We start from the raw sequence: 14,793 nt of genomic DNA, 5'->3' as shown, positions 1-14,793 counted from the left end.
CAAAAAACGTCAAAAAAATGACTCAAAGCAAAAGTGGGCGGATTCTAGTGGGGTGCTAAATTCCAGGTCAATACTATCAAAATTATCTGTTATGATTTTAATGTATATAAAAACTGTATGTGCATCCAGTTTTTTGAGGCGGATGTGGTACTCGGCCCCCTGAAGTCCGGGAGATCAGGCTGCAGTGAGCGTTCGCTATCAAACAGATGAAAGAGTTTGTCAGAAACGATTGATTTCGCCGATGGCGGTGATTACATTGGAGTCGTCTGCAACGCGCAGGCATCGCCAGAAACCTCGGAACCCGATTGCCATGGACCAGCTAGGTGCCAGTGGCAGGTGAAGAGGAAGAAAGGCACCATGGAAGCAATCATTGCTTCCGGGCATGCGGGGACGATCCTCTCCCTGATGCTCTAGCGGCACCGGCCTTTGCGCCTGCCGTGAAGCCCGGACGTCGGCATAGCTGGCATCCGGGCTTTCGTGTTTTTGCACTCTTTCACTGTCCAGTGCAGGCAGTTTCTGGTGCAAACACGGCGAACACGATAGATTCCATGCACAAGGAGAAGGTGCATAAGCATGCAATTGCAATTTTGGCGCAGTGCCACGCTGTGGCGCAGGTTGGGGTGGGGTGCGGCTGCGGTCGTGGCGTTGTGGTTGCTCACCTGGCTGAGCTTCCCCTGGGCCGCCAAGCAGCTGATTGAAAAACAAGGCAGCCAGGCCCTGGGCCGGGCGCTGACCGTGGGCAAGGTGGAGTTCTCCCCCTGGACCATGGAGCTGAGCCTGCACGACCTCGCACTGGCTGGAGCCGACGGCCAACCGGAACCCCAGGTTTCCATAGCGCGTATCTATATAGATGCAGAGCTGTCTTCTCTACTGCGCTGGGGCCCGGTGGTGGATGCCATCCAGCTCGACTCCCCCCACATCCGCCTGGCCCAGCTGGAGCCCGGCAAACTGGATATCCAGGACATTCTGGACAAGCTGGGCGCTGACAAGAAGGAAGACAGCAGCGGCGACCTGCCGCGCTTTGCGCTGTACAACATCGAGATCAGCGACGGCCGCCTGGCCCTGCAGGACAAGGTGGCCGGCGCCGACCACCTGCTCAAGGACCTGCAGCTGAAGCTGCCGTTCGTGAGCAGCCTGCCGTCCAAGCGCCAGGTCAAGGTGCAGCCGGAGCTGTCGTTCGACCTCAATGGAAGCCGCTTTGCCAGCGAGGCGCAGAGCACCCCGTTTGCGCAGGACCGCAAGACCGCCGCCACGCTGACGGTGCACGACCTGGACCTCAAGCCCTATCTGCCGTACTGGCCTGCCAGCCTGCCGCTGAAGCTGCAGGATGCCATGCTGCAGGCCCGGATCGACGTGGCCTTCGAGCAGCACACCGACTCCGTGGTGCGCCTGTCCGGCAAGGTGCAGGCCACCGGCGCCAAGCTGCAGGATCTGGCCGGCAAGGACTTGCTGCAGTGGGAAGCGCTGGACATCGATCTGGCCGATGTGCAGCCGCTGGCCGGCGTAGTGAAGCTCGGCCGTGTCAGCCTGCAAAAGCCCTCGCTGGCGCTGCGCCTGGACGCCAACGGCCAGTTGCTGAAGTTCCCGGAACCCGCCAAGCCCACGGCCGACAGTGCCGCGCCGGCCTCCGCCAGCCAGGGCACCGCCCAGGCGGCGGCCCCCGCAGCGGCTGCTGGCCCCACACCCTGGAAGATTGAAGTTGCGCAGTGGGATGTGCAACAGGGGCAGGTCAGCTGGACCGATGAAACCCTGAAACCTGCCGCCGAGGTTAAGGTGCGCGATCTGGCACTGTCCGGCCGCCAGGTCACCTGGCCCATGCAGGGTGACAGCCAGTTTGAAGGCCGTCTGGCGCTGGCCGGGTTCGAAGGCGCCTCGCATGCGCGCCTGTCCGGCCACGGCACGCTGGAAGTGGGCCAGGTGGGCGTGGTGCTCGAAGGCGTGCCGTTCGAGGTGGGCCGCGCCTATGTGTCGCAGTTCCTGCAGCCCCTGCTGCGCGCCCGTGCCGAAGGCACGGCCGGTCTGGCCTGGAACAAGGGCCGTCTGTTCGCCGTGGTGCCGGAGCTGGCCGTGCAGAACCTGAGCCTGGGCGAGGACAAGACACCGCTGGCGGCCTGGAAGCGCCTGGCCGTGGAAAACGCCCGCGTCGACATGACGCAGCGCACGGTGCACACCGAGCTGCTGCAACTCGATGCTCCCCAGGTCAAGGTCTCGCGCGACCGCAAAGGCCAGTGGATGTATGAATCCTGGCTGCGCAAGGCACCGGTCAAGGACGCGGCGGTGGCGCCCAAGCCCAAGACCGGTGGCGCAGGCGCGGCCGAACCGGCGTGGACGGTGCTGGCCGAGCAGACCCGCATCCGCGACGGTGTGGTGCTGCTGGAAGACGGCCAGGCGCCGCGTCCCGTGCGCGTGGGCCTGTCCAGCCTGAACCTGGATGTGAAGGGCCTGGACAGCCGCATGGGCAAGGCCCCCATCGACATCAAGCTGAGCACCCAACTGCTGCCGGTCAACACCCGGGGCCTGCTGCGCCCCAGCAAGACCGACGGCAAACTGGACTTCACCGGCCAGCTGCACCTGGCGCCGCAGATGGCCGCAGAAGGCCGCGTCCAGGCCCAGCGCCTGCCGCTGCACCTGTTCGAGAGCTATATGGACGGCGTGGTGAACATGCGCATGCTGTCCGCGCTGGCCAGCTTTGACGGCAAGGTGCGCTATGCCGACGCCGGCGGCAGCCCGTCGGTGCAGGTGCAGGGCAATGCCGGCCTGCACGATGTCTATGTGCAGACCGTGCACCGCACAGGCACGGCCGAGAAGACCACCATGGAAGCCGGCGAAGACCTGCTGCGCTGGAAACAGCTGCAGCTGACCGGTCTGGCACTGGACATGCAGCCGCGCAAGCCGCTGTCGGTGCAGGTGCAGAAAACCCTGCTGCGCGACTTCTTCGCCCGCGTGGTGGTGCAGCCCAATGGCCGCCTTAACCTGCAGGATCTGGCCGGAGCCCCGGACACCGAAGTCGCCGATGCCTCCGCTGGTGGCGATGCGGAGGCCCAAAAGGTGGAATCCAAGACGGGGGGAACCAACACCGCCAGCGTGCAGGTGGCACCTGCGGCGACCGCACCCGACCCCATGGCGCCGCGCATCGTCGTGGGCCCGGTGGAGCTCAAGGGCGGTACGGTGAAGTTCTCCGACTTCTTCATCAAGCCCAACTACACGGCCGACCTGACCGAGCTGTCCGGCTCGCTCAGCGCCTTCTCCTCGGTGGCGCCTGCCGCCGGTCAGCCGCCTTCCATGGCCGATCTGTCGATACAGGGCGTGGCCCAGTCCACCGCCAGTCTGGACATCTCCGGCAAGCTCAACCCGCTGGTCAAGCCGCTGGCGCTGGACATCACCGGCAAGGTGCGCGATCTGGAGCTGCCGCCGCTGAGCCCCTACTCGGTCAAATACGCCGGCCACGGCATCGAGCGAGGCAAGCTGAGCGTGGACGTGCGCTACGAGGTGCAGCCCAACGGCATGCTGACCGCCAGCAACAAGCTGGTGCTGCACCAACTGACCTTCGGGGATGCCGTGCAGGGCGCCCCGGCCTCGCTGCCGGTCAAGTTGGCGGTGGCCCTGCTGGCCGACAGCCATGGCGTGATCGACCTGGACCTGCCCATCAGCGGATCGCTCAACGACCCGCAGTTCCGCCTGGCCCCGGTGATCTTCAAGATCATCGGCAACATCATCCGCAAGGCGATCACGGCGCCTTTCGCCTTGCTGGCCGGTGCCTTCGGCGGCGACGAGAAGGGTGGCGGCGATGTGAAGTTCCCGGCCGGGGTGGCCACGCTGGATGCCGAAGCCAAGAGCCAGTTGGAGAAGATTGCCAAGTCACTGAAGGACCGCCCGGCCCTCAAACTCACGGTGGCGGGCAGTGCCTCCACCGCGCAGGAAGCCCAGGGTTGGAAAGCCGCCAACCTGGAGGCGCAGATCGCCAAGCAGGGCAAGGGTGATGAGGACGACGCCGCGCTGAGCGACAAGGAGCGCGACAGCCGCCTGAAGTCGATCTATCGCAAGGCGGACATCGAAAAGCCCCGCAACATGGTCGGTCTGTCCAAATCCCTGCCACCCGAGGAGATGCGCAAACTGCTGGTCGAGCAGCTGCCGCTGCCACCCACAGCCATGCAGGAACTGGCCGCGGCCCGTGCCATGGCAGTGCGCAGCTACCTGGGACAGCAGGGCATCGACATGGCCCGTCTGTTCCTGGGAGACTCCAAGGCCGATGGCAAGGAAGCCGGTGCAAAAGCCCAGCTGAGTCTGGCAGTTCAGTAATTCGCTGCAGGCATGGAGCAATAAAGGGGAAAATACGCCCCATGCTCCGCGCATGCCTGTGCACGAGGAGCCATGCCCGCCCTATGGCGGGCATGCCCGTTATCCATAACTCATGTACCAACTTTTTTTGAAGCAGAAAAATGTCTGAAGCCCCAGAAGTGAACCCGACCCCGGCCAAAACCCCCGAGGCCCACCCGCTGGATGCAGTGACTGGCGGTGCTTTTTCTGCAGAAACCTCGGGCGACCGTGCAGCCCGCCTGCGTGACTGGCTGGCCACATCGCCCGCCCACGATGTGCTGCAGGAAGTGTTCAAGGAAATGAATGCCCGCGACAAGGGCGCTGCCCGCGTCGTGCGCGAGCGCCTGGACGAGCTGCGCCGCGCCAAGGACCAGGACGCCATCGCCGTGGAATGGGTGGCCAAGGCCCAGGCACTGCTGGCCCAGCCGGCGCTGAATCTGGCCGACGCCGCCGCCTGGCAGCGTGACGCCGCCAAGGCCGGCGCGCCGCTGTCGCGTGAACCGCTGGCCGGTTTCAAGGCCCAGCTGGCCGAGCGCATCAAGGCCGCCGAAGACCTGCAGCACCGTGTGCAGGTGCAAAAGGAAGCGGCCGTGCTGCTGTCCCAGCGCATCGAAGTGCTATCCACCAAGTCCTGGAAAGACGCTGCCGCCGTGCAGGAAGCGCTGAGCGCCGACGTGGCCCGCTGGCAGGAACAGGCCCAGGCGCTGACCGAAGACGCCGCCTGGCCCAGCCTGGACGCCCGCCTGGCCCAGCAGCTGACCAGCTCGCGCGACCAGCTGCGCGTGGTGTGGGACGCCTTTGTCTCGGCCCTGGCCGTGACCCAGGCGGCTGCCGACAACGCCGAAGCCGCGCTGCCTCCCGTGCCCGTGTGGGCCGATGAAATCCGCGTGGGCCGTGGTCTGCCGGCCGAGCTGGCCGCCGATGCACCGGCCGCCAAGCCGGCCAAGGGCGATGCCCCGGTCAAGGCTGCTGCCGTCGTGCTGCAGGCTGCCCAGGTGCTGCAGCCCCTGGTGGGCACCGAAGAGGACAAGACCGCCGCCATCGCCGGTCTGCGCGCCGCACTGCGCCAGCATGGCCGTGCACTGGATGCCGAAGTGATCCAGCAGATGGACGCGCTGCTGGTGCAGGCTGGCGACGCCCGTGGCTGGAAGCCCCAGGCCGTGGATGCCGAACGGGAAGCCCTGATTGCCAAGGCCAAGGGCCTGGTGGATCGCCCCGAAGGCCAGACCCTGGGTGGCCGCAAGGTCCAGGAAACGCTGCGCCAGCTGCGCGAACAATGGAAGCTGCTGGACCAGGGCGCGGTGCCCAACCACGGTCTGTGGAAGCAGTTCGATGAAGCCTGCAACACCGCCTACAAGCTGGTCGAAGGCTGGCTGGACAAGTTGCGCACCGAATCGGCCCAGCACAAGGCGTCGCGCACCACGCTGATCGAGGAACTGCGTGCCTGGGGGCAGTCCGTCAAGGACTCCAAGGACTGGAAGGGCATGGCCCGCAGCCTGCGCCAGTTTTCCGAACGCTGGCGCGAAGGTGGCCATGTGGGCGAGAAGCTGTATGCCGAGCTGCAACAGCAATGGCGCCAGGCCATCAACGAAGCCGAAGCCCCGCTGCAGCAGGCCCAGAAGGACAGCCTGCAGCGCCGCCAGGCCATGATCGAGGAAGCCCAGGCATTGGGCGCAGCCCCGGCCCTGCAGATCGCCGCCATCAAGGCGCTGCAGCAGCGCTGGCAGGCCGAAGCCCAGGAAGTGCCGGTGGACCGCCGCCAGGAACAGAAGCTGTGGGATGCCTTCCGCAAGCCGTTGGACGAGGCTTTCAGCCGCAAGCCGGCCGAGCGCGGTGAGCGCGGCAGCCGTGCCGTCAATCTGGAATCGCTCAGCGCCCACGACCGTGCGGTGCTGGAAGCCTCGCAGCAGCTGGAAGCCGCCAATGCCGAAGGCGATGCGCAGAAGATCCGCGCCGCCCTGACCGCGCTGGAAGAAGCCCTGCGTGCCGCCCCTGCGGCCGAAGCCGCCCAGCCAGCCGCTGCGGCCGCACCGGCTGCGCCGGTGGCGACCGACCGCCCGGTGAAGGCTGTGCGTGGCGACGACCGCCCCGGCATGCGCAAGGAAGCCCCGGCCGCGGCGGCTGGTGGCCGCAAGCCCGGCCCCCGCCAGGACCGTGGTGACCGCGGCGATCGTGGTGACCGTTTCGAGCGCCCGGCCCGTGGCCCACGCCTGGGGGATGCGGCTTTCCGCGCCCAGCGTGAAGCCCAGGAACACGCCCAGTCTGCGCTGCGCAAGCTGACGGCACAGGCCCATGGCGAAGCCCTGACCCAGCTGATGGAGGCCTGGTCCAAGCGCGACGCGGCCCTGGTGCCGCCCGCGCAGGAACTGGGCAAGCTGAGCAATGCTTCCCGCAACAGCTGGCATGCCGCCGTGGGCGCTGCCGCCAAGGGCGAGGCAGCCGAGTCGCTGCTGCGCCTGGAAATGGCTGCCGACGTGCCCACACCGGCCGACCAGCTGTCTGCACGCCGTGCACTGCAGCTGCAGCTGCTGACCAACCGCAAGGCCACGGACCCCCGCACCACCTGGGAGCAGGATGTGGCGGCGGTGCTGGCTGCGGAGCGCAGCGACAGCGCGGCCCAGCGCCTGCAAAGCGCACTCAAGGCCTTGCTGCGCGGCAGCAAGTAAACCGGGCGCCAGCGCAGGGCCTGCGGTCCCTGCGCTGCAGCCGTAGCAAGCCAGCCTACCGGCTGGCTTTTTTTATGCCTTTTTCAGGGTTTGTGGGGACGCTGCAGGCCGTGACGCGGCAGACAGAGGCTCGCACAATGGGGCATCTGCCTGCCACAACAAGGAGAGACCCATGCTGTTGCGTCGCTGGATGTGGATTGCCTGGCCCGCCTTTCTGGCCGCCGGGGTGATGGAGATGCTGGTGTTTGCCGTGGTCGACCCGCTGGAAATGCAGTGGCTGTCGGCCTATGGCGAGGTGTCGCGCCTGGGCGTGTGCACGGTGGCCTTCTTCCTGTTCTGGGCCATCATCATGATGGCATCGGCCATGACCAGCCTGCTGGCGCTGTCCCCGCAGGAGCTCAATGCCCGGGAGCGCCGCGTCCCGTCGCTATAAGCGGGCTCTGTGAAGTGGGGGGAGGGGGAGTTCTCCTCCTGGGCTGTGCGGGCAGGCCCGCGCAATGCCGAAATACAGGAATGCCGTGGTGCGGCAAGGCCGGGGCGCCATGAAAAAAGCCTCCGGAAGGAGGCTGGGGTGCTGGATCCGCGCTGCGGTGGCGGGCGCGCTTATTCGCAGGCGTGCTGGCTGTTGACGATGCGCTTGAGGCCTTCGGTGTCCAGGATGCGCACATGGCGCTGCTTCACTTCGACCAAGCCTTCCTCGACAAACTTCGAGAAGGTGCGGCTGACCGTTTCCAGCTTCAGGCCGAGGTAGCTGCCGATCTCTTCGCGCGTCATGCGCAGCACCAGCTCGGAAGACGAGAAGCCCCGGGTGTGCAGGCGCTGCACCAGGTTCAGCACAAAGGCGGCCAGGCGCTCTTCGGCACGCATGCTGCCCAGCAGCAGCATCACGCCGTGTTCGCGCACGATCTCGCGGCTCATCACCTTGTGCACATGCGACTGCAGGGCCGTCACTTCGCGCGACAGCTCTTCCAGGCGGTCGAACGGCATGACGCAGACTTCGGCGTCTTCCAGGGCCACGGTATCGCAGGTGTGGTGGTCGTGCACGATCCCGTCCAGGCCAATGATCTCGCCCGCCATCTGAAAACCTGTCACCTGGTCACGGCCATCTTCCGTGGCCACGCAGGTCTTGAAGAACCCGGTGCGGATGGCATAGAGCGCCGTGAAGTCTTCGCCATTACGGAACAAGGTGCTGCCCCGTTTGATTTTGCGACGCGTGGCCACAATATCGTCAATACGGTGCAACTGCTGCTCATTCAAGCCTGTGGGCATGCACAGTTCGCGCAGATTGCAGTTGGAGCAGGTGACTTTGATAGGGGGTGGTGTCATGGCACTGACGCCTTGGGCTCCCGCTGAACGGGCCATTGGACGTAACGCAGAAAGGTTATCGGGCTGGGAGGCGAGAGAGGGGGTGCTCAGTTGTGCGAATGATATGAATCAATTGTCTCAGGAATGGTATTTGAATGTCTTGATTTGCATCAAGGCTGATTTTCCCGGGGTGCGGCACAGTGCTGGGCAGCACCTAAGGAATATTCAATGACAGCAGTAACGCCGGAGCTTTTGCGTCGGTACGACGTGCCTGGGCCCCGTTATACCTCTTATCCCACCGCAGATCGCTTTATTGAAGCATTTGGTCAGGATGATTATGTGTTGGCGCTGGAACAGCGCAAGCACCATTCTGCGGCCAAGGCGCTTCCCATGTCACTGTATGTGCATGTGCCTTTCTGTGAGGCCCTGTGCTACTACTGCGCGTGCAACAAGATCATCACCAAGCACCATGAACGCGCGCAGACCTATCTGCAGTACCTGGAAAAAGAGGTGGCTCTGCAGGTGGCGCATTGTGGCAAGGGACAGGCGGTCAGCCAGCTGCACCTGGGCGGCGGTTCTCCCACCTTTCTGTCCGATGCCGAGCTGACCCAGCTGATGGACACGCTGCGCGCCAACTTCAGTTTTGAAGCGGTGGGCGAATATTCCATCGAAGTCGATCCCCGCACCGTCACCCGCGAACGTCTGGCCCACCTGGCGCAGCTGGGCTTCAACCGCCTGAGCTTCGGGGTGCAGGATTTCGACCCCGATGTGCAAAAGGCGGTGCACCGCGAGCAGCCGGCCGAGCAGGTCTTTGATCTGGTGCAGGCGGCGCGCGAGCTGGGTTTCCATTCGGTCAACGTGGACCTGATCTATGGCCTGCCCAAGCAGACCGCGGCATCGTTCCAGCGCACCCTGGAACAGGTGTGCCAGCTGCGGCCGGACCGGATTGCGCTGTATGCCTACGCGCATCTGCCGGAGCGCTTCAAGCCACAGCGCCGCATTGCGCAGGAAGACCTGCCGGAGGCTTCGGACAAGCTGTCCATGCTCTCGGGCTCCATCGATGCCTTCATGCAGGCCGGCTATGTCTATGTGGGCATGGACCACTTCGCACTGCCGGAAGATGCGCTGGCCATTGCCAAGCGGCAAGGACGGCTGCACCGCAACTTCCAGGGCTACAGCACGCAGCCGGACTGCGACCTGATTGCCCTGGGGGTGTCTGCCATCGGCCGCGTGGGCGCCACCTACAGCCAGAACGCCAAGACCCTGGAAGAGTATTACGACTTCCTCGACCAGGGCCGGCTGCCCGTGGTGCGGGGTTTGGCGCTGGGGCGCGACGACCTGGTGCGGCGCGCCGTCATCATGTCGCTGATGTGCCAGGGCGAAGTGCTGTTCGAGCCCATGAGCCAGTCTTGGCTGCTGGACTTCCAGCGCTACTTCGCGGCCGAGCTGGAAATGCTGGCCCAGCAGCAGGAGCAGGGCCTGGTGGTGATCGACGACGACGGCATCAAGGTCACGCCCATGGGCTGGTTCTTTGTGCGCGGCGTGGCCATGACGTTTGACCGGCATTTGCAGGCCGGCAAGAACCGGGCGCGCTTTTCCAGGATCATCTAGCCCATGTGGCTGTCGTTGCTTGGAACCGCTTTCTTCATGGGGCTCGTGGGTGGGCCCCATTGTCTTGCGATGTGCGCCGCACCCTGTGCGGCCATCGTCTCGCCGCTGCGCAGCGGGGGGCGGGTGGTGTCCATCCAGCCTGAAGGGGCTTCGGCGCAGCCGCCGGAGGCGGCCAATGCCGGGCGCTGGCTGGGCTTCCATGTCGGCCGCCTGATGGGCTATGCCGCCCTGGGCGGCGTGGCGGCCTATGCCATGGAGACGGTGGCCTGGTTCTCCGACCGCACCTCCGCCCTGCATCCGCTGTGGGTGCTGCTGCACCTGGCCGCATTGGCATGGGGTCTGATGCTGCTGCTGCAGGCCCGTCAGCCGCAATGGGTGGAGTCCGGCGGGCGCAAGCTCTGGAGCAAGGTGCAGCACGGTGTGCGCGGGCCGGGGGGAACCTGGGTGGCTGGCAGCCTGTGGGCTTTTCTGCCGTGTGGTCTGCTGTACTCCGCCGTCATGGTGGCGGCCCTGGCCGGTGGCGTGTGGCAGGGCGCTGCATCCATGGTGGCGTTCGGCGTGGGCGGGGGCCTGTGGTTGGCCCTGGGCCCGTGGCTGTGGCAGCGCATCAGCCGCCTGCAGCAGTGGCGCGAAGCCTGGGGGCTGCGCACCGCCGGCGCCTTGCTGGCAGGTGTCTCGCTGTGGGCCCTGTGGATGGACATGGTGCACGTGCCGTCACAGTGGTGCCGCTAGGGCTGACATGGAGCGGTAACGCGGCACAATACGCTGTAGCTTTTTAATGCACAGCGGCGCCGCTTGCGCAACCCCTTTATGTAAGTACTTATTTGTCGCATGCAGTCGTCATAATGGGCGGTTTGGATCGACTGGCTTGCTGGCGTGCTGCAGCCCAAACAACGTGACGCACTCCCTTTTAATTGACGTTCGGGACATCTGCATAGGTATGTATGTCCAATTGGACATTGGCTGGTTGCGCCATCCATTTCCAGTGAGCAGCTTTCGAGTGAACAGCCAGGAACAGATTGACGTGCTGCAATCGCTGGGTTTGGACGAGATTCGTTGCATTCCTGCAAAATCTGATCCCAGCGTTTTGACTTTTTTACCTCCTCTTACAAATGAAGAGGGGGAGGCGCCCGCAGCTGATGGCACGCCGCCACAGCCGGCACGGCCCGCCACCATCGGCTCGTCGGGGCTGCACATTCCGACGCTGGCGGCACGCGATGTGCCGGCCATGGCGTCGAGCGAAGTGGCCGCACTCAAGACCTGCGACCAGCGCTTTTCTGCCGCCACCCACAGCTACCGCGAAGTCGTGTCCCGGCTGGTCAACGACCCGCAGGACGCGATGCGCGCCAGCTCCAGCCTGGTGGCCGGATATATCGCGGAGCTGCTGGATGCCTCGCAGACGGCCATCCGGCTGTTGTCCGAGAGCGTGGGCGAACAGCAGGGCGCTCACCCCATCAATGTCACTGTGCTCTCGCTGCTGCTGGGCAAGTCCCACGGGCTCAATTCGGCGCGGTTGATGGACCTGGGTCTGGCGGCCTTGCTGCACGATGTGGGCAAAAGAGACATCGATCCCCGCTGCACCGAATTGCTGCCCAGCTTCACGCCGGAGCAGAAAGCCGCGTACGAAGACCATGTGGGTGCTTCCGTGGCCTATGGCCAGCGCATGGGCCTGTCGCCCGCCGCCCTGACGGCGATTGCACAGCACCACGAGGCGACGGACGGCACGGGCTTTCCGCTGCACCTGGTGGAAGAAGACCTGTCCATCGAAGGCCAGATCCTGGCGCTGACCAACTGCTACGACAAGCTGTGCAATCCGCTGGCGCATGCGGTGGCCCTGACCCCGCACGAAGCGCTGTCGGACCTGTTCGGTCGCCGCCGCGGCGGCTTCACGCGCGAGCTGGTCGAACTCTTTGTGCGCGTGATGGGGGTCTACCCTCCGGGCTCGGTGGTGCAGCTGAGCGATGAACGGTATGGTCTGGTGGCCTCCGTGCGCAGCGACCAGCCGCTGAAACCAGCAGTGCTGCTCTACAACCCGGATGTAGACCGGGCCAAGGCCGAGCCCGTGGAGCTGTCGGAGCTGCGCGGCGTGGTCATCAAGCGCAGCCTGCGCCCTGCGCAGCTGCCGCGCGAGGTGCTGGACTATCTGTCGCCGCGCCAGCGCGTCTGCTACTTCTTCGAGCGCGCCGTGCCGCTGATGTCTGCCGTGGGAGGGGAGGCATGAACCAGTCCACCCATTTGCAGGCATGGTGCCAGGCGTTTGAGTGGATGACGGAGGCGGTGTGGCTGGTGGATCCCCACAGCCTGACCGTGGCGTATTCCAATTCGGCGGCGCAGCGTCTGGTGGGCCTGACGGGCTCGCGGCTGCAAGGCTTCCACGTGCGCGATCTGGCGGCGGCGCCGCAGGACCTGTACCGCTGGAACGATGTCGCGGAAGTCAGCTGGGGGCAGGTGACCCACACCCAGGTGCTGCATGCCAGCGGCCGGGCCATCCCGGTGGAGCAGCGCATCCGTGAAGTCGAAGACCCCGAGGGCGGGAACTGGCTGCTGTGGACCTTGCTGGACCGCAGCGAGCAGGAGCACAACGAGCGCGAGCTGGAGAGCCTGCTGGCCGAGCTGCGCGCCACCCTGGACTCGGCCGCCGATGGTGTACTGGTGTGTTCGGCCGATGGCGCCATCCGCGCCTTCAACCAGAAGCTGGCCGATATCTGGGTCATGCCGGCTGCGCTGCTGCTGCAGCGCAATGATGCGGCCATCATGGCCTGGATGCGGGACCAGGTGCTGTCGCCTGCACAGTACGACCAGCAGCTGCAGGCACTGGGCCAGGACCCCCTGGTGCACACCGCCGATATCCTGAATCTGGCGGACCGGCGCGTGGTGGAACGCCGCTCGGTCCCGCTGCTGCGCCACGGCATGGCCGTGGGGCGTATTTTTTCGTTCCGCGACATCTCCAGGGAGATGGAAGTCCAAAGCGGCCTGCGGGTGGCCGCGCAGGTGTTCGAGAGCAGCCTGGACGCCATCTTCATTGCCGATGCGCAGGGTGCCGTCCTCCAGACCAATCCGGCCTGCGACGGTATGCTGGGTGCGGCCCTGTCCCCCGGTGCGCAGGCCAGCGCGCTGTTTGCGCAGACCGAGCCGGAATGGCTGGACGCGGTGGCGCAGGCGTGGAAAGAGGTCGGCCACTGGGAAGGCAACCGCCAGCTGCAGCGCGTGGACGGCAGCCATTGCGCCGTGCGCCTGTCCTGGGTGGTCTCGCGCGATGAGCGCGGGCAGGTGCAGCAAAGCGTGGGCTTCATCCGGGACCTGACCCAGCAGCAGGCGGCGCAGCAGAAGATCGAACAGCTGGCCTTCAGCGATGCGCTGACCGGCCTGCCCAACCGCCTGATGCTGGGCCAGCATGTGGAGCAGGCCATCACCCAGGATACGCAGGCCGAGTTCGCCATCCTGTTTCTGGATCTGGACCGCTTCAAGATCATCAACGACTCCCTGGGCCACCAGTTCGGCGACCGGGTGCTGCAGTTGGTGGCGCAGCGCCTGCAGTCCTGTCTGCGGCCGCTGGATGTGCTGTGCCGTCTGGGCGGAGACGAATTCGTTCTCTACCTGCACGCGTGCCAGAAGCAGCATTCCGAGCGGATTGCCCGGCGCATCCAGGATGCGATGCGCGAGCCGTTCGTGCTGGACGGCCTGGGCTTTTCGGTGCAATGCAGCATCGGCATGGCCCAGTACCCCGAGCACGGCCGCACGCTCAACGAGCTGATCAAGCAGGCCGACACCGCCATGTACCGGGTCAAGGCCAGCGGCAAGGGCAGCTTCGGCTTTTACGAGCCGGCCATGTCCAACGGGCTGCTGGGCCGGGTGCAGATGGAGCATGCGCTGCGGCAGGCGTTGGACCGTGACGCCTTGCGCGTGGTCTACCAGCCCCAGGTCGAAATGCACACCGGCAGCATTGTCGGCTGCGAGGCGCTGCTGCGCTGGACGGATGCACGCCTGGGCGTGGTCTCGCCCGGGGTGTTCATTCCGCTGGCCGAAGAGTCCGGCTACATCGTCAAGCTCGGCGCCTGGGTGCTGGAGCAGGCGGTCAAGGAAGCCATGCGCTGGGTCAAGCAGGGCCTGGGCGTGAAGGTGTCGGTCAACGTCTCGTCGCTGGAGCTGCACCAACCCGACTATGCGGCGCGCGTGGCCTCGCTGCTCAGTGCCTATGGCCTGCCGGCATGCTGGCTGGAGCTGGAGCTCACCGAGTCGGCCCTGCTGCAGAAGGAGCCGGTCATCGTGCACTGCATCGAACAGCTGGCGGACCTGGGTGTGCAGCTGGTGATCGACGACTTCGGTACCGGCTATTCCAACCTGGCCTACCTCAAGCGCATGCCGATTTCCAAGCTCAAGGTCGACCAGTCCTTTGTGCGCGGTCTGCCACAGGACATGAGCGACAAGGCCATTGTGGAGGCGGTCATCGGCCTGGGGCGCGCGCTCGATGTGGAGATCGTCGCCGAGGGCGTGGAGACCGCCGCGCAGCGTGAAACGCTGATGCGCATGGGTTGCGGCTTCTACCAGGGGTTTCTGTGTGCCCCAGGGGTCGAGGCGGCCACGTTCCAGGCCATGCTGCGCGCCCAGGCGGCAGGCCTGGAAGCAGGAAGTCTGGGGGGCGGAGTGCCGGGAGAAGACCGGCCGGTGTAGCGGCCTTGGCCGCCGGGATGAGGGTGGGGGGTGTCTGCAAAAACCACCGCGCCGTCATCCTGAACCGGGGGTTCAGGTGGGCGAGGGCAACCAGACGTTGGGTTCGTCTAACGCGAGACGATCACGCTTGCCTGGCAATGTACCAAGCCCGTGCTCAGGGAGCATTGGTTCAAGGCAATATAAAGCACGGCAGATTTGCAGACGCCTTCATTTTAGCGCGTGA

8 protein-coding genes are annotated in these 14,793 nt (G+C 65.5%); 7 read left to right on the top strand and 1 reads right to left on the bottom strand.

What is annotated here, in order from left to right; translation table 11 throughout:
* The first annotated feature begins 573 nt into the window (after positions 1 to 573).
* The 3 genes from CT3_RS15155 (at position 574) to CT3_RS15145 (ending at position 7,416) form a co-directional block, all read left to right on the top strand.
* Positions 574 to 4,299 (top strand): DUF748 domain-containing protein, encoded by a 3,726-nt coding sequence (locus CT3_RS15155; protein WP_066533881.1) that lies wholly within the window; start codon positions 574 to 576, stop codon positions 4,297 to 4,299.
* Positions 4,300 to 4,439: 140 nt separating this feature from the next.
* Positions 4,440 to 6,983 (top strand): DUF349 domain-containing protein, encoded by a 2,544-nt coding sequence (locus tag CT3_RS15150; RefSeq protein WP_066533878.1) that lies wholly within the window; start codon positions 4,440 to 4,442, stop codon positions 6,981 to 6,983.
* 172 nt (positions 6,984 to 7,155) lie between these two features.
* Positions 7,156 to 7,416, top strand: coding sequence for a hypothetical protein (locus CT3_RS15145; RefSeq protein WP_066533876.1), 261 nt, complete (start codon positions 7,156 to 7,158; stop codon positions 7,414 to 7,416).
* 170 nt (positions 7,417 to 7,586) lie between these two features.
* Here the strand turns inward: CT3_RS15145 and fnr are convergent, their stop codons facing one another.
* Entirely contained in the window at positions 7,587 to 8,309 is a 723-nt protein-coding gene (gene fnr / locus CT3_RS15140; protein ID WP_066533874.1) for a fumarate/nitrate reduction transcriptional regulator Fnr, read from the bottom strand.
* Positions 8,310 to 8,516: 207 nt separating this feature from the next.
* Between fnr and hemN the strand changes: the two genes are divergently transcribed.
* The 4 genes from hemN (at position 8,517) to CT3_RS15120 (ending at position 14,570) form a co-directional block, all read left to right on the top strand.
* Complete coding sequence (gene hemN, locus CT3_RS15135) at positions 8,517 to 9,899, top strand: oxygen-independent coproporphyrinogen III oxidase (RefSeq protein WP_066533871.1); 1,383 nt, start codon at positions 8,517 to 8,519, stop codon at positions 9,897 to 9,899.
* 3 nt (positions 9,900 to 9,902) lie between these two features.
* Positions 9,903 to 10,631, top strand: coding sequence for a sulfite exporter TauE/SafE family protein (locus tag CT3_RS15130; RefSeq protein WP_066533870.1), 729 nt, complete (start codon positions 9,903 to 9,905; stop codon positions 10,629 to 10,631).
* A gap of 208 nt (positions 10,632 to 10,839) precedes the next feature.
* Positions 10,840 to 12,120: a cyclic di-GMP phosphodiesterase gene (locus CT3_RS15125; protein ID WP_428042571.1), complete on the top strand. Its 1,281-nt coding sequence runs from the start codon at positions 10,840 to 10,842 to the stop codon at positions 12,118 to 12,120.
* Entirely contained in the window at positions 12,117 to 14,570 is a 2,454-nt protein-coding gene (locus CT3_RS15120) for a sensor domain-containing protein (RefSeq protein WP_066533867.1), read from the top strand. Before CT3_RS15125 ends, CT3_RS15120 begins: the two co-directional genes overlap by 4 nt.
* The last annotated feature ends 223 nt before the right edge of the window (positions 14,571 to 14,793 follow it).

Source organism: Comamonas terrigena NBRC 13299 (assembly GCF_006740045.1).
In the GTDB taxonomy this organism is placed as follows: Bacteria; Pseudomonadota; Gammaproteobacteria; order Burkholderiales; family Burkholderiaceae_C; genus Comamonas; species Comamonas terrigena.
The sequence above is the reverse complement of the archived record's forward strand: the minus strand, read 5'-3'. Positions and strand labels throughout refer to the sequence as shown.

Bases quoted from the DNA above. Each gene is read 5' to 3' on its own strand.
- CT3_RS15155 (WP_066533881.1), top strand. From the start codon at position 574: ATGCAATTGCAATTTTGGCGCAGTGCCACGCTGTGGCGCAGGTTGGGG.
- CT3_RS15150 (WP_066533878.1), top strand. From the start codon at position 4,440: ATGTCTGAAGCCCCAGAAGTGAACCCGACCCCGGCCAAAACCCCCGAG.
- CT3_RS15145 (WP_066533876.1), top strand. From the start codon at position 7,156: ATGCTGTTGCGTCGCTGGATGTGGATTGCCTGGCCCGCCTTTCTGGCC.
- fnr (WP_066533874.1), bottom strand. From the start codon at position 8,309: ATGACACCACCCCCTATCAAAGTCACCTGCTCCAACTGCAATCTGCGC.
- hemN (WP_066533871.1), top strand. From the start codon at position 8,517: ATGACAGCAGTAACGCCGGAGCTTTTGCGTCGGTACGACGTGCCTGGG.
- CT3_RS15130 (WP_066533870.1), top strand. From the start codon at position 9,903: ATGTGGCTGTCGTTGCTTGGAACCGCTTTCTTCATGGGGCTCGTGGGT.
- CT3_RS15125 (WP_428042571.1), top strand. From the start codon at position 10,840: ATGTATGTCCAATTGGACATTGGCTGGTTGCGCCATCCATTTCCAGTG.
- CT3_RS15120 (WP_066533867.1), top strand. From the start codon at position 12,117: ATGAACCAGTCCACCCATTTGCAGGCATGGTGCCAGGCGTTTGAGTGG.